19 protein-coding genes are annotated in these 20,419 nt (G+C 64.6%); 14 read left to right on the top strand and 5 right to left on the bottom strand.

The genetic code is table 11. The annotated features are described in order from the left end of the window. Positions 1-208 precede the first annotated feature (208 nt). The 6 genes from AC1DK4_RS23555 (at position 209) to AC1DK4_RS23530 (ending at position 4,918) form a co-directional block, all read left to right on the top strand. Positions 209-529, top strand: coding sequence for a hypothetical protein (locus AC1DK4_RS23555; RefSeq protein WP_441611801.1), 321 nt, complete (start codon positions 209-211; stop codon positions 527-529). After that, a complete protein-coding gene (locus AC1DK4_RS23550) occupies positions 526-1,113 on the top strand; it encodes a hypothetical protein (RefSeq protein WP_441611800.1) in 588 nt (195 codons plus the stop codon). Before AC1DK4_RS23555 ends, AC1DK4_RS23550 begins: the two co-directional genes overlap by 4 nt. An 18-nt stretch (positions 1,114-1,131) precedes the next feature. Next, a complete protein-coding gene (locus AC1DK4_RS23545; RefSeq protein ID WP_441611799.1) occupies positions 1,132-1,935 on the top strand; it encodes a hypothetical protein in 804 nt (267 codons plus the stop codon). Positions 1,936-2,039: 104 nt separating this feature from the next. Next, positions 2,040-2,732: a C39 family peptidase gene (locus tag AC1DK4_RS23540; RefSeq protein WP_441643111.1), complete on the top strand. Its 693-nt coding sequence runs from the start codon at positions 2,040-2,042 to the stop codon at positions 2,730-2,732. Between the two features lies 1 nt (position 2,733). Beyond that, a complete protein-coding gene (locus AC1DK4_RS23535) occupies positions 2,734-3,516 on the top strand; it encodes a hypothetical protein (protein ID WP_441611797.1) in 783 nt (260 codons plus the stop codon). A gap of 61 nt (positions 3,517-3,577) precedes the next feature. After that, on the top strand, positions 3,578-4,918 hold the full coding sequence (locus tag AC1DK4_RS23530) for a transporter (protein ID WP_441611796.1): 1,341 nt from the start codon (positions 3,578-3,580) through the stop codon (positions 4,916-4,918). 67 nt (positions 4,919-4,985) lie between these two features. Here AC1DK4_RS23530 and AC1DK4_RS23525 read toward each other — a convergent pair whose 3' ends face one another. From AC1DK4_RS23525 to AC1DK4_RS23515, 3 genes are all read right to left on the bottom strand, one after another. After that, entirely contained in the window at positions 4,986-6,356 is a 1,371-nt protein-coding gene (locus AC1DK4_RS23525) for a sigma 54-interacting transcriptional regulator (protein WP_441611795.1), read from the bottom strand. A 125-nt stretch (positions 6,357-6,481) separates the two neighbouring features. Then, on the bottom strand, positions 6,482-6,922 hold the full coding sequence (locus AC1DK4_RS23520; protein ID WP_441611794.1) for a hypothetical protein: 441 nt from the start codon (positions 6,920-6,922) through the stop codon (positions 6,482-6,484). 638 nt (positions 6,923-7,560) lie between these two features. Continuing rightward, positions 7,561-8,910, bottom strand: coding sequence for an NCS2 family permease (locus tag AC1DK4_RS23515; protein WP_441611793.1), 1,350 nt, complete (start codon positions 8,908-8,910; stop codon positions 7,561-7,563). Between the two features lie 379 nt (positions 8,911-9,289). Here AC1DK4_RS23515 and AC1DK4_RS23510 point away from each other — a divergent pair, with 379 nt between their 5' ends. Together AC1DK4_RS23510 and AC1DK4_RS23505 are read left to right on the top strand one after the other, a co-directional pair. Next, positions 9,290-9,493, top strand: coding sequence for a cold-shock protein (locus AC1DK4_RS23510; protein ID WP_017228340.1), 204 nt, complete (start codon positions 9,290-9,292; stop codon positions 9,491-9,493). Between the two features lie 1,826 nt (positions 9,494-11,319). Continuing rightward, a complete protein-coding gene (locus AC1DK4_RS23505; RefSeq protein ID WP_441643134.1) occupies positions 11,320-12,363 on the top strand; it encodes a replication protein RepA in 1,044 nt (347 codons plus the stop codon). A 241-nt stretch (positions 12,364-12,604) separates the two neighbouring features. Here AC1DK4_RS23505 and AC1DK4_RS23500 read toward each other — a convergent pair whose 3' ends face one another. Next, positions 12,605-12,808: a cold-shock protein gene (locus AC1DK4_RS23500; RefSeq protein ID WP_006159056.1), complete on the bottom strand. Its 204-nt coding sequence runs from the start codon at positions 12,806-12,808 to the stop codon at positions 12,605-12,607. A gap of 368 nt (positions 12,809-13,176) precedes the next feature. Here AC1DK4_RS23500 and AC1DK4_RS23495 point away from each other — a divergent pair, with 368 nt between their 5' ends. Together AC1DK4_RS23495 and AC1DK4_RS23490 are read left to right on the top strand one after the other, a co-directional pair. Then, the gene (locus AC1DK4_RS23495; protein WP_441612254.1) at positions 13,177-13,836 is read left to right on the top strand and encodes an AAA family ATPase; all 660 of its coding nucleotides are present in this window, start codon (positions 13,177-13,179) and stop codon (positions 13,834-13,836) included. Between the two features lie 2 nt (positions 13,837-13,838). Continuing rightward, complete coding sequence (locus tag AC1DK4_RS23490) at positions 13,839-14,852, top strand: ParB/RepB/Spo0J family partition protein (RefSeq protein ID WP_441611792.1); 1,014 nt, start codon at positions 13,839-13,841, stop codon at positions 14,850-14,852. Positions 14,853-14,951: 99 nt separating this feature from the next. On the opposite strand, the gene AC1DK4_RS23485 is transcribed toward AC1DK4_RS23490, so the two are convergent. Beyond that, positions 14,952-16,556, bottom strand: coding sequence for a phage integrase family protein (locus AC1DK4_RS23485; RefSeq protein ID WP_441611791.1), 1,605 nt, complete (start codon positions 16,554-16,556; stop codon positions 14,952-14,954). 499 nt (positions 16,557-17,055) lie between these two features. Here AC1DK4_RS23485 and AC1DK4_RS23480 point away from each other — a divergent pair, with 499 nt between their 5' ends. The 4 genes from AC1DK4_RS23480 (at position 17,056) to AC1DK4_RS23465 (ending at position 20,340) form a co-directional block, all read left to right on the top strand. Then, positions 17,056-17,913 carry a helix-turn-helix transcriptional regulator gene (locus tag AC1DK4_RS23480; protein WP_441611790.1) on the top strand — a complete coding sequence of 286 codons (858 nt, stop codon included), beginning with the start codon at positions 17,056-17,058 and terminating at the stop codon, positions 17,911-17,913. A 209-nt stretch (positions 17,914-18,122) separates the two neighbouring features. Then, the gene (locus AC1DK4_RS23475; RefSeq protein WP_477131809.1) at positions 18,123-18,575 is read left to right on the top strand and encodes a DNA-binding response regulator; all 453 of its coding nucleotides are present in this window, start codon (positions 18,123-18,125) and stop codon (positions 18,573-18,575) included. A 99-nt stretch (positions 18,576-18,674) separates the two neighbouring features. After that, a complete protein-coding gene (locus AC1DK4_RS23470) occupies positions 18,675-18,986 on the top strand; it encodes a hypothetical protein (protein WP_441611788.1) in 312 nt (103 codons plus the stop codon). 685 nt (positions 18,987-19,671) lie between these two features. Further along, the gene (locus AC1DK4_RS23465; RefSeq protein ID WP_441611787.1) at positions 19,672-20,340 is read left to right on the top strand and encodes a phosphatase PAP2 family protein; all 669 of its coding nucleotides are present in this window, start codon (positions 19,672-19,674) and stop codon (positions 20,338-20,340) included. Positions 20,341-20,419 lie beyond the last annotated feature (79 nt).

The following is a 20,419-nucleotide window of genomic DNA, read 5'->3' as shown; positions in this document are numbered from 1 at the left end:
ACGCGGGAGTGAGTTCTGCCATGCGTCAGCCGCCTGCACGAATGACGGCACGAAGGCGCTCTTATCGGCTGGCGCGACCTGCGCCATCGGTCTTGCAGCTTTTGTCGCCGCCTTTGCTCCCATCTGCGCGCTTGCAGAACCAGGCGATATCGTCGTACTGCGCAGCGTCGAGCCGCGCATTGCCTATCGCGGCATACCGTCGGGGGACATGCCGATAGCTGCCGCTGTCGAGCCGTTTCCGTCCAAACGCTTCGAACAATCCGCCGCCGCCGTGGTGAGCGACCTGACCGACAGCGATCTCGCTGCCGCGGTGGGTCGCAGCACCGCCGGCCGCGCCGTGCCTGGCGCCGGCCAGGCCGTGGCCGGCCTGCTCGCCGGCCAGCCAGGCCAGTTGCAGGGCCTGGCCACGGGCAGCGGCACGGCAGGCGCCACGGGCGGTATCGCGGGACAAGTGGCGCAGGCTACCGGAAACATGAGCGGCGCCTTGTTGCGCGGACTGGCGCCGCTTGCTGCAGGAGCCCATCCATGACACGGGCTCCGGTCATCGTCTGCGCCGCGCTGGCGCTGGGTTGCGCGCAGGGCCATGCGCAGGTCCCGGGCGTGGACAGCGCCGGCATCGATCCGGGCGCGCTTGCCGGTGCGAGCGGGCGCGCCGCCGTCAACGTGGCCGCCGGCATCGGCAATGCGCAGACCAACCAGGCCGCGATCGGCACCGGTGCCGCGGAAGTGCTGTCGGTGCAGCGCGCCGCCGCGGTTGCACCCGCGGCCGGTGCCGTCAGCCGCATCGGCAACGGCGCCTTCGCCAGCGGCAGCGGGCTGCTCTCGGCAAACGTGGCCAGCGGCAACGGCAATCTGCAGGGCAATGCGGCGGTACTGGCACCGTCCGCCGCGGTAAGGATCGAGGCCATCTCGGACGGCTTGCTGGCCGCCGAATCGGCCGGAGGGAGTCGCCCGGGTTCAGCGGGCCACGCCTCAGGACCCCGCGAGGCAGTCATCCAGCCGGATGCCTACCGCAACGCGACGGGCCTGGTGCAGCTGAACCAGACGGCCGGATCGGGGAATGTCTCATCCAACGTATTTGTGCTCCGTCCCCCGGCGGGCACTTTTTTCTAAAAAGGGAAGGAGAAAATCATGAAAACGAAAATCCTCGCCATCGCAGCGATGATGGCGCTGTCTACCAGCGCATTTGCAGGTGGATTCAGCTATTTCGATCGCCCCGACGACGCCGACATCTTCAACCAGACTGCCATCAGCAACGACATCTATGTGCGCGGCTTCGGCTTTGCCTGGGGGGATATCAAGTTCAAGTCCGAGTCGGGCGCGGTGGTCAACAGCCAGCAAAGCGCCCGTGACAACAACGTGCGCATGGGCTCGTCCAGCAACACCGCGTTCGGCGGCGGCAACGCGCTCTTCAACGCGCAGGGCAATATCGGCGTGAACATTGCCGCCGGCGCGGGTAACGGCCAGTCCAACCAGGCTGCGCTGGCGAGCATCGATGCATCGGATGTGTTCGCCTCCGCGCAGGTGTTCTCCAGCCAGAAGACCGCCGGCAATGGCGTGCATATGGTCGGCGCGGCCAACAGCGCCACCATGGCGGACAATATGCTCGCCGGGGCCAAGGGCAATGTCGGCGTGAATATCGCTGCCGGCGCCGGCAACCTGCAGAGCAACGCGCTGGCGGCCTCGGTCAATACCGGCAGCGGCTACACCGGCCGGGGCGGGCAACCGGTCGGCGTGCTGGCCAAGGCGACCGCGTCGAACGACCAGGCCACCTACGGCAACGATCTGTCGATGTGCGGCTGCAAGCCGAACAATGCCGCCAACCTCGCCGGCGGCGCCCTGGCCAACGCAGTGGGCAATATCGGCGTCAATATCGCTGCCGGCGCGGGCAACGCGCAGAGCAACGGGCTCGCCATCTCCACGGCGACGCGCTGAGTGGAGCAGTACGCCGCAAGGCACCGCGGTACGCAGTAAAAAGCAGTGGAGGGAGAGCCGGGCACGGGGGGGACCGGCTCATCCAGCCCGAGGGAGGTAGCAAGATGCGCGCGTTATTTCGCGTGGCCGGGGCATGCCTGTTGCTGTCGGCGGCGTTCGGCGCCAGCGGGCAGAGCACGATGACCATCAACCTCGATGGCCAGCCGATGCTCAGGAAGCCGGTCAAGAGCATGCTGGAAATGCGCTATCAGAACATGATGCGCCAGCAGCTCGACTTCAGTTGCGGCGCGGCGGCGGTAGGCACGCTGTTGCGCTACGGTTACGGCCTCGACCTGGCCGAGCCGAAGATCGTGGAAGACATGCTGCGCATCTCGGATGCCGATACCGTCGTCAAAAACGGTTTCTCCATGCTCGACATGCGCAACTACGTGGAGACGCTGGGGCTGCGCGGACGGGGCTTCCGCGTGGACTACAGCGCGCTGCGGCAACTCAAGATCCCGGTCATCACCTTGCTCGACGTCAACGGCTACCTGCACTTCGTGGTGGTACGCAGGGCGATCGACGGACGCGTGTTCGTTGCCGATCCGGCGCTTGGCAACCGCATCATCAAGGAAGAAGATTTCGCGGCCAACTGGAACGGGCTGGTGTTCGCCATCGTCGGCCGGCCGTTCGATCCGAACTCGCCGCTGCTGGACTTCGCCGCGCCGGCCCTGCGCGACCGGACCAACGCCGCCCTGGCCGGGGGGATGGTGCCGGCGGCGCTGGATTTCGGCCTGATCCGGATGGATTACTTCTGACATGGACACCGCGCTGCGCCTCTTCTGCCTGACTTGCTCCGCCGGCATGGCGATGGCCGCGGCGCCGACGCGCGCGGCTTCGGCCGCCGACGACGTCGGCGACATCGTCGGCGCGCCGGTGATGGCCGAGCTGGTGTCCGACGAGGAACTGGCGGGCGTGCGCGGCAAATACCTCGGGGCCAGCCTGGTCAGCGGCTTCATGGTGGAGATGGTGTCGCGCTGGCAGAACGACAACGCGGTCGCCACGGCAACTGCGCGCGTGGCGGCGGCCAACCTGGCGGCGGGCGCGGCCGTGGCGCAGGCCAGCGCGAGCCTGTCGGCACGCGTGCAAAGCCTGGCGGGCGGCACGGTGCAAGGCAATGGCGGCGTGGCCAGCTCCGCGGTGCAGGCGGCGGGGGTCGGGCAGGTGACGCAGATCGCGGGCGATGGCAATTCGGTCAGCAACGTCAGCACCATCACCACGCAGACCACGCCCATCGTCGCGCAGTCGCCTGCGGCTGGCAACGGTACCCTGCCGCAGCAGGCGCAGGCCAACGGCATGACGGCCAGCGCCACGGTCAACCCTGGCGGCGGGATATCGGTGGCGATCCAGTCGGCGGCGGGGAGCGCCACCCAGAACGCGCAAAGCGGCAGCCTGATGCAGACCGCGCGCATCACGGGCGACGCGCAACAGGTGCTCAACCTCACCAATATCACGCTGCAGGTGCAGCAATTGACGATCCGGCAACTGACGCAATCCAGCATGCGCGACGCACTAGCGGCAATCGCATCGATGCGACGATAATCGCTGCATGCCTAGGGCTGGCGCACCCGCTTCACGCGCATTCAGATTTCCGGGGGGAAAGATGAAGACCGAATTCGCTGTGCTGGGTACCGTCGCGGGTACCCTGCTCTCCGCGGCTGCGTACGCGCAGGTTGGCGCCCGGCAGCCGAGCGCGGACGAGCGGATCGAACGACTGACAGAACTGGTCGAGAAACAGGAACAGACCATCAAGGCTCTCGAGCAGCGCCTGAACGACCTGGAAATGGTCGGGGCGCGCGGGCGAGGGGTAGCGGGGGGAACGGGGAGCAGTGCCGACGGGAACGCCAGCAGCGCCATGGCCGCTGCCGGTGTTCCCTCCTTGGCACAGGAGGCGACTCCATCCACGTCCGCGGGCGGCACCGCAATCGGCGCAAGCGGCACGAGCGCGCAGGTGGTGGGCTCCGATGCGCGCGAGACGCAGCAGCAGGCGCGCGTACAAAGCAAGGACCTGGTCTACCAGACCGAGCATGCGCCTTTGTTCGAGCGGCGCCTGACCATCGACAGCGGTTTCGTCTACAGCTATTACGACCGGCGAGCGCTGTCGCTGTCAGGCTTTCTCGCGCTCGATGCGATCTTCCTCGGCACCATCAACCTGAACCAGACCAAGTCGCACACGCTCACCTACGACACCATCGCGCGCTACGGCCTGACCGACCGCCTGTCGATGGATTTCGACGTGCCGGTGACCTACCGCAGTACCAACTTCATCTCGGGCGGCGCGGGGGGCTCGGCCTCGAGCCTGTCGGACGCCACGCTCAGCACCACCGCGCTGGCCGACGTCAGCATGGGCGTGTACTACCAGTTCCTGCGCGAGAGCGGCGCGGCGCCGGACGTGGTGGGCAGCGTGCGCGTGCGCGCGCCAACCGGGCGCACACCGTTCGGCATCAAGCTGGTGTCGGCCGACCGGAACAACAACAACCTCAATATCGCCGACCAGTTGCCCACGGGCAACGGCGTGTGGGCGGTCACCGCCGGCCTGTCGGTGCTCAAGACCTACGACCCGGTGGTGCTGTTCGCCAATGCGAGCTACACCTACAACATCAAGCGCTCGGTGAGCGATATCTCGTCGGTGCAGGGCCAGGTCACGCCGGCCGACGTGAAGCTGGGCGACACCATCGGCTTCGGCGGCGGCCTGGCGCTCGCGCTCAACGACCGCACGTCGATGTCGCTGGCGTTCAATGCGGCCTTCTCGGGCAGCACGCAGGTCACCACGTCGGGCGTGACGCAGACCGTGATCGGCAGCCGCGCCAATGTGGCGACGATGACGTTCGGCTTCAACCACGTCATCACCAAGGGCCTGTCGGTCAGCACCGCGTTCGGCATCGGCCTGACGCCGGACGCGCCGAACTACACGGTGTCGCTGCGCTTTCCCTATACGTTCTAGGGGGTGCCGGGGAGCGGATAAGAAAAGCGGGCCGCAGCCCGCTTTTTTCAATGCCGCCTGACGAGCGCTATTCGCCTGCTCCCGGGCGCGCCTCGATGCGGATATTGTGCTTGTGCATCAGCCGGTAGAGCGTGACCCGCGACACGTTGAGCTCGCGCGCGGCCGGTACCACGTGGAAGCCGTGACTGGCCATCACGGTGCGGATCGCCTCGCGCTCGGCTTCCTCGCGGATGGCATCCAGCGTCTTGCGCGGGGCATCCGTGCCGCCGTGCAGCTGCAGGTCTTCCGCGGTGATCTTGCGGTTGTCCGTCATCACGATGGCGCGTCGCACCCGGTTGATCAGCTCGCGCACATTGCCCGGCCATTCGTACTGCATCATCGCCTGCGTGGAACATGGCGAGAAGCCACGGATACGCCGGTGCGCCTCGTGTCCATGCTCGGCGAGCACGGCGTTGGCCAGCAGCAGGATGTCCTCGCCGCGCTCGCGCAGGGGCGGGATCGACAAGGTCAGCACGCATAGCCGGTGGAACAGGTCGGAACGGAAGCGTCCGTCCGACTGCGCGGCGACCAGGTCCACGTGCGTGGCCGAGATGATGCGCAGGTCCAACGGAATCGACTGGTGGCCCCCGAGCCGGGTGATGGTGCCTTGCTGAAGGAAGCGCAGCAGGGCAACCTGGCTTTCCAGCGGGAGGTCGCCGATCTCATCGAGAAACAGCGTGCCGCCCTGGGCCTGCTCGATCCAGCCGATCTTGCGCTGGTTGGCGCCAGTGAAGGCGCCTTTCTCGTAGCCGAACAGCTCGGATTGCACGAGGTGCGGCGGGATCGCGCCGCAGTTGATCGCCACGAACGGGCCCTTGCGCCGGCTCGACGCCTCGTGCACGGCTTGCGCGGCGAGCTCCTTGCCGGTGCCCGATTCGCCCGAGATAAAGACGGGCGCCTCGTTGTGCGCCACCTTGGCCAGCGAGCGGAACATGGCGCGCATGGCCGCGCACTCGCCGATCATCGGGCCGTGGCCGATCAGTTCGTGGCTGCGCGCGCCGTGCAGGCAGGCCATGCCGTGGGCGTGCTTGAGGGTGTAAAGCAGTTCGCTGAACGAGAACGGCGTGCGCACATAATCGACGCAGTAATCGCGGATCAGCCGGCGCACGCGCTCGTCTTCGAGCATGCGCGACGAGGTGATCGCCACCCACATCACGTGCAGGTACTGCAGGCTTTGCTCGAGCTGCGCCAGCTCGGCATCGCTGTACTCGTTCTCGAGGTCGAGCACGCCTGCCATCGGCGCGCTGCCTCGTACCACGCGGCTCAGGTCGCGGATCTGCTGGATATGGCGAATCTCCCAGCCAGACCCGAACTGGGCCGGATCGAATCCATAGGGTTCGTGGCGCGACACGACCAGCACCTGTGCGGTGCGTGTCGCCACCTTGCACAGTCGGTCCATAGCGTTCTCCCTGCCGTTGAGCATCTTGATGATTCCGGCTTGCACCGCGGCCTCGCTTCGATGCGGGCCATGGGTGCGGTCGAGCTGAGCCGGTTGGGGGGCTTCCCCCATGCGCAACGTCGGCATTACGGCTTGGACAGACTGCGGGACTGCTCACCGAGAATGGCGGCATGCTCGCCACCGGCCTGGAGCTGATCGCGGATGCGTCGGCGCACCAGGTCTTTCTCGCGCAGCAATTCGCTGCGGGGCGCGTCGGGAGACTGGCCGGAGTATCGGTAGTAGAGCGTCTTGTAGGTGAGCTGGCTGAGAATCCATTCCTGCAGCAGGCTGCGCTGGCGCGAAAGTTCACCTTCGAGCGAGCGCTGGCGTTGCAGCAGTTGTTCGATCGCTGCGCGAGCATGTGCCGGCAGCATGCGGTCCTGGCTCAGGAAGTCTTCGACGACGCTGGCGGCCGGATTGGCGTCTCCGGTGCTACGGTGTCGGCGTGGCGTCTCGGCTGCGGCTTCTCCCAAAGCCGTCCAGGCGCGATGAATGGAAAGGCTGGCGGACTCGCTGATGGTTCCCATGGCGGGTCGCCGGATTTCTCCTGCATTCATGATGTGATCCCCGTTGAACAACACCCCCGGCACTACACGTTCGCGATTACCACTTATCGTTGATGTTCTTATTTGCTTTCTTGTGGGGCGGGCGTGTATCCGCGCGCTCCCTTCCGTGGTGGCGAAGCCATCTGGACGATGGTCTGGTCGGTCAGTCCTTGGCCGTTCTGCGGGCGTGGGACTTTTGTTTCCGTCGTTATGTCTGGTGTTGCTTTGCGCCAGCCGGCGCAAACTCCGGAACGCCGGAGTCAAGAAGGGGCGCCCTCGAAGCGCCCCGCAATTTGCCACGCCTCTAGTTCAGTGCATTTAGGTCAGTTTGTCCAGCCCTCAGTATGGGGGCTCAACCCAATATCATCCTTTAGTATGAGCACCTTGCTACACACGACTTGGCATTGCAGGTAATTATCCACTTACATCGTACGCAGAAACGGGTACGCGCTTCCGTTTCCTGACGAACACGGGCGGGGTTGGCCAGGCCCGCAGAAACGGGTACGGTCGCCGCGCCCGGGGCCACGGCGGCACGCGCGCGAAGCGACGCAGAAACGGGTACGCACGGGCTCGTGCGCGGAGCGCCGTGCCCGCGGCTGGCGGGCACGGCAGCCACGGGATCAGTGGCCGGGAAGGTAGTAGAACTTGAAGACGAACACGGCCGCGATGATCCATACCATGACCGGAACGCGCCTGGCCTGGCCCGTCAGCAGCTTGAGCCCGGCATAGGTGATGAAGCCAAACGCCACGCCGTTGGCAACGGAGTAGGTAAAGGGCATGCCCAGCGCGGTCAGCACGGCCGGCACGACTTCGGTGGCGTCGGTCCAGTCGAGATCCACCAGCTCGCGCAGCATCAGGCAGGAGACATAAAGCAGCGCGGGCGCGGTCGCGTAGCCGGGCACGGTGCCGGCGAGCGGCGCGATGAACAGGCAGGCGAGGAACAGCACCGCCACGGTCACCGCCGTCAGTCCGGTGCGGCCGCCGGCCTGGACGCCCGAGGCGCTCTCGATATAGGCCGTGGTGGACGAGGTGCCCAGGAACGAGCCGGCCATGATGGCCGTGCTGTCGGCCATCAGCGCCTTGTTCAGACGGTCCATCTTGCCGGCCTTGAGCAGGCCGGCGCGATTGGCCACGCCCATCAGTGTCCCGGTGGCATCGAACAGCTCGACCAGGAAGAACACCAATACCACGTTGATGATGCCGATCGAGAGCGCGGCGGGAATATCCAGCTTGAGCAGGGTCGGGGCGATGGAAGGCGGCGCGGAAAATACGCCATGGAAGGTGTTGTCGCCCGCCACGAAGCTGAGGATGGTCGTCAGCAGGATACCGATCAGGATGGCGCCTTTGACCTTGAGGTGATCGAGCGCGACGATGGCGAAGAAGCCGACGATGGCCAGGATGGCGGGAGTCTGGTGAAGATCTCCGATGGTGACCAGGGTGGCGGGGCTGGCCGTGACGATGCCGGCGTTCTTCAGCGCCACGATGGCAAGGAAGAGCCCGATGCCCGCGGTAATGGCGATGCGGATCGAATGCGGGATGCCGTTGACGATCAGCTCGCGCACACGGAACAGGGTCACCAGCAGGAACAGACAGCCGGAGATGAATACCGCGCCAAGCGCGGCCTCCCACGGAAAACCCATGCCCTTGACCACGGTGTAGGCAAAGTAGGCATTCAGCCCCATCCCCGGCGCCATGGCGATCGGATAGTTGGCGTAGAAGCCCATGATCAGGGTGCCGATCGCCGCCGCCACGCAGGTGGCCACGAACACCGCGTCCTTCGGCATGCCGGCGTCACTGAGGATGCTCGGGTTGACGAAGATGATATAGGCCATCGTCAGGAAGGTCGTCAGGCCGGCAAGCAACTCGGTGCGCACGTCGGTCTGATGCTCGCTCAGCTTGAACACGCGCTCGACGAGCGAAGGGCCGGCAGACGCCGCCGGGGGATTGCGCAAGGGATCCTGCGTTGGCATGGAGGTTCCTCTTATTCTGTTGTGATGCGTATGTTTCAAAGGGGTTCGCGCCCCGGCGGGCCCAGCCCGGGCCGGGCGTAATGTCTTACAGATTCTCCCCTGCGGCAGAGCCGGTGGAGAATGTGTGGCATACGAAATATGTGATGATCCCGCGATGCTTGGCGGTGGATCCGGACAGACATCCAGAATCACCCTACCTTGACGCTGGCGCTAATCCACCGTATAAACCCCGCTAGATTCAAGCGACGAGGCAACAGCACATTCGTTAGCCACCGTCATGGTACTTCCGTTGTCCATGGTGTCCTTTCCTTGAGTTGCTTTGCTGGATATGCGTGAGCTATCCGTTTCTTTTTAAATTTTTGTCAGGAAAAGCAATACCATGCAAACCGGTATCGTTAAATGGTTCAACGACGCCAAGGGCTTCGGTTTCATCAAGCCGGACGCAGGCGGTGACGATCTCTTCGCGCACTTCTCTGAAATCCGCGCCGACGGTTTCAAGTCGCTGCAGGAAAACCAACGCGTGTCGTTCGAAGTCAAGAACGGCCCGAAGGGCCTGCAAGCTGCGAACATCACGCCGCTGTAAGCAGTAAGACTGGCACCCCTCCTGGGGTGCGCCCAGTCAAGAAAACCCCGCCTCTCGAGGCGGGGTTTTTTTTTCGTCCTGCCGGGGCCCGCAAGCGGACGGTGGCGACATGCCCGCGGCCTGCGCCCCGTCGACCCGCCTCGCTACGCCCGAAAGCAGCCGCACCGCTTGTCCAGCCACGCCTGAGCCCTTAGCCACCGGAAGACACGCCGGGCCCGCAGAAATGGGTACGCACAGGCCAGGCGAGCCATGTCTTCGGCGAGATGACAAGCGCGCAGAAACGGGTACGCTTTGGCCGCACCGGCCGGGCCACGCACGCCCGGGCTTCGGGCGCAGCGCCTTTTGAACGTCCGCAGAAACGGGTACGCTGAGCTTGAAATCGACACGCAGCCAGGGCCTGGACTGAGCCGTCCAGGCCCTGGTTCGCTCCACACCGCAGCCATATTGCAGCGCAGAAACGGGTACGCTTTGCTCTGCCTGGCGCGCACCGAATACGCCTGCGGCCTCCTGACCGCATCCAAGATCGCCCTGCTGATGTATTGGTGCAACGCAGAAACGGGTACGCCTCACGCAATTCCCCGCCAGCTGGGCGCCTGGCCCGTACGCAGAAACGGGTACGCTGCCGCCCGTTTTCGGGCGAATTTACCGCTCGCATCGACCCCGCGAGCCATCCTCAAGCCTGATGGCCGGCCGCACGGCTGGCCGGTTTCCTGTCGCGACAACGAATCCCCTGCTCCACGCAGAATCGGGTACGCCCCGCTAAGCGCGTAGTCCGGCGCCCGCCTCGCAGAAACGGGTACGCCACTCGCTTGTATATCCCTGATCGCTGACCACCCCTCATCACCAGCATCTCCAGCGTCCCGCAGAAACGGGTACGCCGACGTATACCCTTTGGCAGCCTGGATAATTCCGAGTGCAAGCGCTCGCTTTTACTGAGAACCTTGTGTATAATAGAGGTGAAATTTCCGGCTTGAATTTCAGGGCGTCAGATACACGCAGAAACGGGTACGCCCAGCGCCGAATGATCGCCTTGCGGTGACGCAGAAACGGGTACGCTTCGGAGTTCGGAGCGGCCCTGGTGGATGTTTCGCAGAATTGGGTACGCCGCAGAAACGGGTACGCTGGCACGACCGAAACCGGGCTTCGAAGTGCTCACGCAGAATTGGGTACGCATTTGGAACGCCGCCGCCCCGATTGACGCAGAATTGGGTACGGTGCGGGGTGAAAAGGGCAGTCGGGGAGTGGGATGCGTACCCGTTTCTGCGGGGATAACTCCGGTACGACCCCTTGTTTACCTCGGCACGGAGCGTATACCGCACTTGACCCGCAGAAACGGGTACGCTTTGGCGCGGTCCGGCTGTGGAAAAGCCTGTGAGAACAGGGAGTTATCCCCGCAGAATCCGGTTCGCGCTTTACGCTGAAACGGGTTCGGTATACCGCAGAATCTGGTACAGCACTTCGCAGAATCGAGTACGGTTTCACGCAGAATCGGGTTCGGAAGGGGGCTTTTTCCGTATACGAATCAGTGGCTTGGGGGCTACGTATACGGTTTACGAGTAGTTAACCCATACGCTTATCGTTTACTGGTAGCTCAGTGCTGGCCTTCCGTGGACAACCCTGCCGGGTTGCCCACCGCAGACCACCCTGCTACCAGTCATGAGACCCACCTGACCCAAAACCCGCGGCAGGACAGGAAATTCGCCTACCGAACCTGTTTCTGCGTGACAAGGCGGTTTGCTTCGCGTAAAAAGTCGTGTATTCCGAAGCCCGCCAATATGCCCATCAAACGCACCCAGACCATCCTGGGATCTCACGATCCGGCCAACATGGACCGTGAGCCGTCCCGCATCATCGTTCCCGGCGACGAGAACAGTCTGGTTCCGTCCGAGAAATTCCAGCGCCTGTTCGACGAAGCCCAGGCCATGGAACGGGAAGATGCATGGCAAAGTGGCGAAGTCGGCTTCCTTAGCCGCGCCAGCGTACAAGTGACCCTGCCTTATCGGGCGCCGAAAGGTGCGCCGCCGGTGTGGACACGGACCAGCGGGAATATTTCCCTGATGATCCAGCCTGGTTACTTCACGCAGCAGCGATCCGAGAAGGCGAGCAACGGTCGCCAGAAACTGGTGTCCGAGACGGTGTCGCTCGGCTATCCCTACGGGTCTTACCCGCGCCTGATGCTTGCCTGGATTGGCAAGGAAATCATGGCCAAGAAGAAGCGAGGGGAGTTTACGGGCACGGTCGAGGATCGCCGCATTTCGCTGGGCAACTCGCTTTCCGAATTCATGTACAACCTGGGCATCCCGATGGCCACGGGTGGCAAGCGCGGCACCATGACCCTGGTGCGCCAGCAGATGATCCGTCTGTTCTCCGCCACCATTGCGATCGTCCAGAACAAGTCCACGCCGAGCCAGAACCAGAACCCAAATCACGAACCGCTGTCCATTGACCGGGTCGGGTACCTGCTGGCAGATCAGTTGTCGACCTGGTGGGATCCGATGCAGCCCGGGCAGGGCTCGATGTTCGAGAGTTTCGTGGTGCTGTCCGAGCCCTTCTTCAACGAGCTGGTTAACCGGCCTGTGCCAGTGGACATGCGGGCGCTGAAGGCGCTCAAGCAGTCGCCTTTTGCGCTCGATGTTTACTCCTGGCTGACGTATCGTTTCTTCACCATCCAGCGCCGCACCGAGATCCCATGGGAAGCGCTGCAGATGCAGTTCGGCACCGAGACGGAAAGCGAGCGCAAGTTCCGCGCACTGTTCCGCAAGGCACTCAAGGATGTGCTGGTGGTGTATCCGGGTGCCAAGGTGGATGCAGACTCGTCCAAGGCACTGATCCTGCAGCCCTCGCGCACCAGCGTTCGCAAGCTGGCCTGAGATCCGGCTTGTCGCACGATCCGCCCGCTGGCTAGCCCAGCGGGTTTTTGCTTTCAGGACAGTGCGCGCGGCATGCGTTACCGGGCTCCTTGCCGTCCGGGAACGATGTGGGCGTCTTGCCTCGCTTGGGATTGCAGAAAAGACAAAAGGCAAGCGTGGAACGCTTGCCTTTTGCTTTGCTGGCCGGACCGGGACCGATGGGGTCCCGGCTCGGCCGGCGAGTTCGGCGTGATTCGTGAGATCAGGCCGGCTTGATGGCGGATGCCTGCAAGCCCTTCGGACCCTGCTTCACTTCGAACGTGACGCGCTGACCATCCTTGAGCGTCTTGAAACCCGAACCCTGGATTTCGGAGAAGTGCGCGAACAGATCCGCACCGCCGTCGTCCGGGGTAATGAAGCCAAAGCCTTTGGTCTCATTGAACCATTTGACCGTACCGGTTGCCATGTGAATTTCCTTTCGAAGCAAGTTCTTGTACACAACGCAAACAACGCTAACAACCGCTCAAGCACGCTAAATTCTCGTAGTTACCGAACGGATGCGACGAGGTTGACACGACTTGACTCGACTGTAGCGGGCATCATAACCAGTTTGTCTAGTTGTGTCATGTGCGGCGAAAGACGCACTATGCCTACTGTAGGCGGATTCCATGCCGCATTTCAAGCGAAAATCTTTCATTTCCATAACACGAAATGTTTTCGCTAATTTTATGTAAAAAATATAAAATCAAAAAACAGTTGAGCCCGCACGTCACTTTGACTAAAGTTGCGCCTAGAGATAATCGTGCGCTTTCAGCGCTGAAAGAGAGGTCGCAAGTGCCAGCTAAAATCATCACGGTCTTCAATCAAAAGGGCGGGTGCGGAAAGACCACGGTCAGCATGCATCTCGCCGGCACGCTTGGCCTGCGCGGTGCACGCTCCATGCTCGTGGATATGGACGAGCAGGGCACCGCGACGCGCTGGGCGGCACAGGCCAGCGATGAACGTCCTTTTCCCGCTTCAGTGATCGGTCTGGCGCCTTCGGGGGGCGCAATGCACAGGGAGGTCCGCAAGTTCGTCCAGGACTATGACTACATCGTGGTGGATTGCCCGCCGGCGGTGCATTCGGCCGCGCCGTCGAGTGCCTTGCTGATTTCGGATCTGGCCATCATTCCCGTAGTGCCCTCCCCGCCGGACCTCTGGGCGGCAGTGGCCGCCAAGACGCTGGCCCAGCACGCGCAGGTACAGAACGAAACCCTGCGGATTCGGGTAATGGCAAACATGGTGCAGCGGCGCGTCTCGATTGCGCGGCAGGCGATCGAGATCCTCGGCGATGACGCGGAGGTTCCGCTGATGAATGCAATGATCGGCTCGCGCTCGGCATTCCGCGAATGTCAGGCGATTGGCTGCACGGTGCATGGTGTGGTTGGAGCACGCGAGTCGGTGCAGGAAGTCGACATGATGGTCGACGAGGTATTGTCTTTGATTGAGCAATAAGAATGGCTACAAAACTGAAGAGCCTGAAGGCGGGCATGCTGGCGGGGATGGCTGCCGAGAAAACACGCGGCGATGCCCTCGACCGCTTTGCGCGCGCCGAAGCCGCGATTTCCCAGCACCCGAACGGATTGCTCCAGGCACGCTCGCGCGAACCGAGCCCGATTTTCAGCGCTGAAAGTGAGCCGGAGGAGGAGGGCGGACGCATCCTGATGAAGGTCCCGCTGGCGCAACTCCACGACAATCCGTTTAATGCCCGTCGTATCTACGACCCGGTCGTGGTCCAGGAGCGGGCGGCATCCATCGCCACGCACGGGCAGAAAACGCCAGGCCTGGCCACGCCCGATCCGGCGCGCCCGGGGCATTACATCCTGGTCGATGGACACTACCGCAAACGCGCGCTGGCCTCGGCGGGCAAGCTCGAGATGGAATGCTTCATCGAGAGCGACCTCAGCGATCTCGACTTCTACCGCCTTTCCTTTCTGCTCAACGAGCAGCGCTCCGACCAGTCGGCGCTGGATAACGCCATCGCCTGGCGCCAGCTGCTGGATGAAGGGAAAGTCCAGAAAGAGGAAGATATATGTGAATTGACGGGTATGTCCGCGGGCACCGTCAACAAGACACTGGCACTGCTGCGCCTGCCGGAATCCGTGCTGGGCGTCATGCGTGAACGGCCCGCTGCCATCGGCATCGCCACCGGCTACGAACTGACGCTCTACTGCAAGATCGTTGGCGAGGACCGGACCCGTGACCTCGCCGCGCGCATCATGGTGGAGGGCTTGTCGAGCCGGGAAGTCGAGGCCATCCGCAAGCATGCCCAGGAAGGCAAGTCGCGCAAGGTCAAGGAGATCAGCCGCCAATACAAGATTCGCAGCGACGGCGGCCAGTTACTGGGCACCATAAAGGAGTGGGATTCCGGCCGCGTGATGCTCGACGTGCAGGTCGGCGACAGCGCGACGCGCGAAGCCCTTGTCGATGCACTCAAGGTACGTTTCGGCCTCGACAAGAAGGCGGGCTGACAACACGAACCACGGCGGCCAGCAACGCGCGCTCAGCCTGGCCGTCCGCCTTGCAAGCCAGGACGCGGCGTCCCGTGCGGCGCCGCCCACCGCATTCACTCACTCAGGCGCGGTAGCTTCACCAGAAGGTTGGGGCCGCATCCGCGTCCTCCGTCCGGCAAGATCGCGCGGCGAGCGCGCCGCGAATTCCCCATCCACCTCCGCCCGATAACGCTCGATCGCCTGGCTCAGCAGCGCATGCAGTCCGCGCACCGAGTATCCGGCGCCCGGCGAGCTATCGGCCTTGCGCTGTGCGCGCCCGGTAGGCGGCAAGCGTGGCGGCCCGACCAGGGCCACGGGTCGCCCGGCCTGGCCCTCCCAGTCCAGCCCCCGGTCTTGCCAGTGTCGTGCCAGCGCCGCGCGGGCCGGATCGTCCAGACCCTCCTGCGCAAAATCTCCGTCGGACTCTCCAAGCGTACCAAGCTGCTCGCGTTTGAATTCGGCCAGATCGGAGAATCCGATCGGCAACGCCTGCAATACGCGCACGGCAGCCTCGGCGGCTCGATAGCGCCGGCCATCCTCGGCCTGCCCCTGCGTTGTCAGCCATGCGAGGAAGCGTGCCAGCGAATCCCGATCGAACTGTGTTCCCGGCGGTCGCCGGGCGGCGCGCGGCAACCGCAATTGCGCCTGTGTTTCCGCTTGCCAGACATGCGATGCCACATGGCCCTGCAGTTGCAGCCATTCGAACAACGCGCCCAGGATGCGCGAGGCATGCAGAACACTGCTATCCGATAGCGGGCCGGTAAACGGCCGCCATGCGACCGAATCCCTCGGCGCGCGCGGACCCACCCAGAGGCGCTCGGGCACAGGCTTGCGCAAGAAGGCAAGGTAATCGAGCCTGTCCTGGCCATCCAGCATAGCCAGCGTCTTGCGGCGCTCCGTGACCGACCAGAGCAGGAGACGCTCGGCTTCCTTCCGATATGCCAGCCAGGTACTCTGCTGCGCTTCATTTGCCGCGAGCCAAGCTCTCACCGCGGACAGATCTTCCGGAAAAGATGCCTTTGCGTCACTTGATGCGCCGGGCGTTATCTCTGGACACCGCATCAGTTCGAATGGCACGAGCTGCCGCAGGCCCGGTGCCAGCACGGCCTCGCCCAGGCGGCCGCGCGCGCCCACGTGTTCGCGCAGCAGCGGCGCACCATGCTCGTCCCGGACGATATCCCTGTGCTCCGCCAGCCAGCGATTGATGGCCCCACCGGCAAGCGAGCCAATGCGCGGCACGGAGCGCCACCATGCGTTGCCATGCCGGTTGGCAAGTTCGACCAGGATATGCAGGTTGGATATTTTCTGGGCGCGCAGCCGCCGCGCCAGCGCAGGAGAAAACCACAGCTCGATGCCATGGTCGGCGCGCGGGCGCGCCGTACCCAGGCGCTCGAGCTCGGCCAGCGCCTCCACGCGGCGGTCCATGCCGCGATTGGAGCGTCCTGGACCCATTTCCAGCAATTCGGCCAGATCCGGCCTGCTATGCAGGTGGGCGAGCTGCACCATCCGGTCGCGCAAGCCCAGCAATACGCGCAGCGCGGACTCCCCGCCGGGATCGTCATCGGCGTCGTCGGATAGATAGCGATCGGCCACCATCGCCGCAGGCATGCCCTGGACGTAGGCGCGTACCGCGGCAAACTGGCTGCGTGTGAGTGTCAGACTGGGTGTTTTAGCGGGCTGCATCGCACGGCCCGATTGTGATGCTAAGGTGTTGATTCATAAGGCACTTAAACAGCCACTAAATGCATCCGGAGGCAAATGCATAGTGAAATGTAATGCCGATAATTATAACGCGGAATATCCCGAAAACCGCAATGGAAGCGCGTAAACGTTCTCCGATTCGACAGTCGCCGTGACCTCGACCCGTAGTGCGGACCCGTGTAACCCTCACTTGCAATCGCGTGTTGCAGTGCATATGCTCAGACCAGAGTTAGTATTTTTTAACTCTGTTTTAAGAGGCATCGAAGAAGCAACGAAAGCGTAAGAACAACGCAAAACGGGGCGGTTCGACACGATTCCAAGGGATGGTCAGGCGCGCAGCGAAACCCGGACGGGGGCAGCGGCGGCGACCGGGAGTCAAGCCGGATCGTATGGAAATGCAACCACAGCATAGTGGGCTTTTCCAACAGCATGCGCGGGTTGTCGCGGGACTCGCCATGCAGCAATAAGAAAGAGAGCGGCCATGGCCACCATCCTCTTGATCGAGCCTCATCCACTCCTGCGCCTGGGTCTGCGCCATTTGCTGACGCAAGCGGGACTCCACGGCGATCTGGTCGATATCGACCCAGGATCCTTGCCCTATCCGGCCGAATGGCTGTGCCACGCAGACCTGATGATCTACGGCTTGTCCGCGGATCCGGCCACGCATTGGCAGGAGCTGGAACAAGCCTGCAGGTCGCTGATGCCGCGCCGCGTGCTGGTGCTGGCGGACGAGGTCTGCGCCCCGCCCCATGCCGGCGAGATCCCCGGCAACGTGCGCGGCCTGCTGTCCAAGGCATGCAGCGCCGATATGCTCGACGCGGCCATCCGGCTCGTGCTCGCGGACGGCGAATGCTTCCCTGCCCGTGCCCAGGCCGCCCGCGCCAGCGAGCACGCCGCACACTGGGGCACCGCGCAGGCGGCCCCGACCCCGAATACCGTGCACCGGTTTGGCGGCGCGCCGCTGACGGACGACGGCCACCCGTACCCGGCACGGCCGACGCAGCATGCCGGCCCCGCCGAGTCCGAACCGGAGACGCCCTCGGCCGGCTCGCACCTGCTCAATATCACCGAGCGCCAATATGAAGTGCTGGCGCTGCTGGCGCGCGGATATCCCATCAAGACCGTCAGCCGGCTGCTGAATATCTCGGTGGCGACCGCCAAGACCCATGCCTGCACCTTGTACCAGCGGCTCCAGGTGCGTAACAAGGGTGAGGCGGTTTACGTGGCACTCCAGCGCGGCGCCAAGCTGAGCTGGCCCGGTCCGGCACCGGCCGCCACCACCTTGCGCGGTGTGGGCCCGCAGTCGGTCGAACTGATCAGCATCTGCCAGGCTGCATGAGGGATTGTCCCGCCCCGGAGCCCATGGTGGGCCCGGGCGGCCGATTGCGTTAGCGGCTCCATCTTCTTCAGTACGCTGCCTCATCCGAAAGCACGAGGCGGCGTATTGTCGTACTTGCTACCCTGATCTGCAGCAACGCCAACAAGTGCCTTCGCGCGGCCAGCCGGTCCCGGCGCGCGGATCCTGCCAACCCGCTGTCACCCGCGCCGATGACAAYGCTTCTGCTTGCCCACAACATGATGCTGCGCCGGGGCGTGCTGCGTCAGCTTCGCGAGCTGTCAGCGATCGCCCCGGTCCTGTCCCAGACCCCCGAATGGCTGCTGGAGGCGGCACCCGCGGACTTGCCGCGCGGCCCCATCGATTTTGCACTGCTCGATTGCAGCGGCACGGACGCCGATCCCTTCGAACTGCTCGAAGCGCTCAGCACCCGGCTGGCGCCGCGGCGCTGGCTGGTCATGTGCGAGGCGCCTGACGCCATCCTGGCCGGCCACGCGGCGCACCTCGGCGCCAGCGGATGCCTGGCGGTGCCTGCCTCGCCCGAGCAGACCCGAGCCGCCGTGGCGCTGGTGCGCGCCGGCGGCCAGTGCTTCCCGCGCCGGGCTTTCGCCCTGCAGCAGCCTTCTTCCCCCATCGGTTCAGGTGGGTCTACGGCAAGGGGATGATGCGCCAGCAGGCCCGGCCTCCTATGCTGGAGACGCGCGCACAACGAAGCCGAGACAGCCAATGTCAATCCGGCCGACGCGCACTGCAGAGGGGGTCATATGGAAAACGGGCTGGATATCCTGGTCGTGCGTGGCTTTGCCGTGCCGGAAGGCCGGGGCAAGTGGGCATGCTGCTACGAGATCAGACTGACCACCGGGCGCGACGAGCCGCTGCTGTACCGCGGCGAGCTGCACGGCCGGCGCTATGCCTGCGAGGCCGCGGCAATCGCCGCGGCAACCTTTGCCGGCGAGCAGGAAGCGCGCAGGCAGGTGGCGGCCGTGCGAGCCGGGCTGCTCGCCCGCCATGAATACTGCGTGATGGTAGCGGGCGAGCCGTTAGGTGAGCCTCTACAGGTTCCGGCGGACAACTGAGCCGCCGCCGCCCTCGGGCGGTGTCCTGCGCGATGCGCCCTTGCGGGGCGCGCGGCAGGCAGGATCGGCGCGGACCGAAATAACGGAGGGAGCGACGAGCGCGTGTTCGGGGGACCGGAGCGATCCGGTGCGCATGCCTGTCGGTGCGGCATGCGCGCACGCGTAGTTCGGCCGCAGCGCGTGCTGCGCCAGAACTTTAGGGCCACGGTCGAGCCGGCCGGTACAGGCGGCACGCCGTGGCTTTTTCTTTTGCCTTGCGCCCGGTGGCCAGCACGATATGCCCGGCGCGCCGGCACCAAGCAAAAAAAAGAGTCCGCCGACCGGGGGACCATGCGGACTCTAAGTGGCCTGCGCGATTCCGCTCGGGCAGACCACTCTCCGACGATAGCGAAAGCCTGGCGGCAGCTGTATCGACCATAAGCAGCATCTGCCACTTGGCAAATGCGCACGCCGCCGCGGCGCGCCGAAACCCGCCAGCCCAATGCGCGCTTCGCCGCGGCGCGACGCACAGGGCGCCGCGCCATGGACCACCCTGGCCGTTTCATGCTTCTGGCTGGGATGAGGCAGGGCAGGAATCGCTGCCCGGAACGGGCAAGGATGAGGGCGGCAGGGGCCGCCGTAGACGGGGCTGCCCCACAACTGTGATACTTTTCTCGCGTTCCGATACCTGACGACGGCCACCTCGATGCACTGGCATTTCATCTCACGCTTTGGCGAAACCTCCCTGCTGCTGCCCTGCGCGGTGCTGATCACGGTCTGGCTGCTTTATGCCGGGGCCTACGCCAGCGCCCGCCGCTGGCTGCTGGCATTCGGCCTCGGGGCAGCGCTCGTGCTGGCTTCGAAGCTGGCATTCATGGGCTGGGGCATCGGCTGCGAAGCGCTGAATTTCACCGGCTTCTCCGGGCATAGCATGATGGCGGCCTCGGTGCTGCCGGTGCTGCTGTACCTGGTGGTGTCGGCACGCTATCCCCGCCTTGCACTCGTCGCATCCTGCTTTGGCATCCTGCTGGCGCTGCTCGTGGGCGTGTCGCGCCTGAAGCTCGAGGCGCATTCCGATTCCGAAGTCGCCAGCGGACTCGCCATCGGCTTTGCCGTGAGCCTGTCCTTCATCCTGTGGAGCGTGCGCCCGCGGCGCTCCGCCCCCGCGCTGGCGGCCGCGCTCCTGATGGCAGTGATGCTCGGCGTGCCGGTCGCCGGCGTGGCGGCGCCCACCCACCACTGGCTCGAAGTGATTGCCGCGCGCCTGGCCGGTCGCGACAAGCCATTCCAGCGCGGACAGTGGCGCGAATGGGCCGGCCAGCCCGAGAGCGCCGCGGTGCTGGTCTGCGTGCCGGAGCCGCGCGTGGCGTCCTGAGCGCCGGGGGCGCGCTGTGTGTGCGCCAGCTAACAGACCTCGCCGTCGCCGCGGCACAACCATGATTTGCATGACTAGT

It is taken from the genome of Cupriavidus sp. 05N38, from assembly GCF_056397345.1.
The sequence above is the reverse complement of the archived record's forward strand: the minus strand, read 5'-3'. Positions and strand labels throughout refer to the sequence as shown.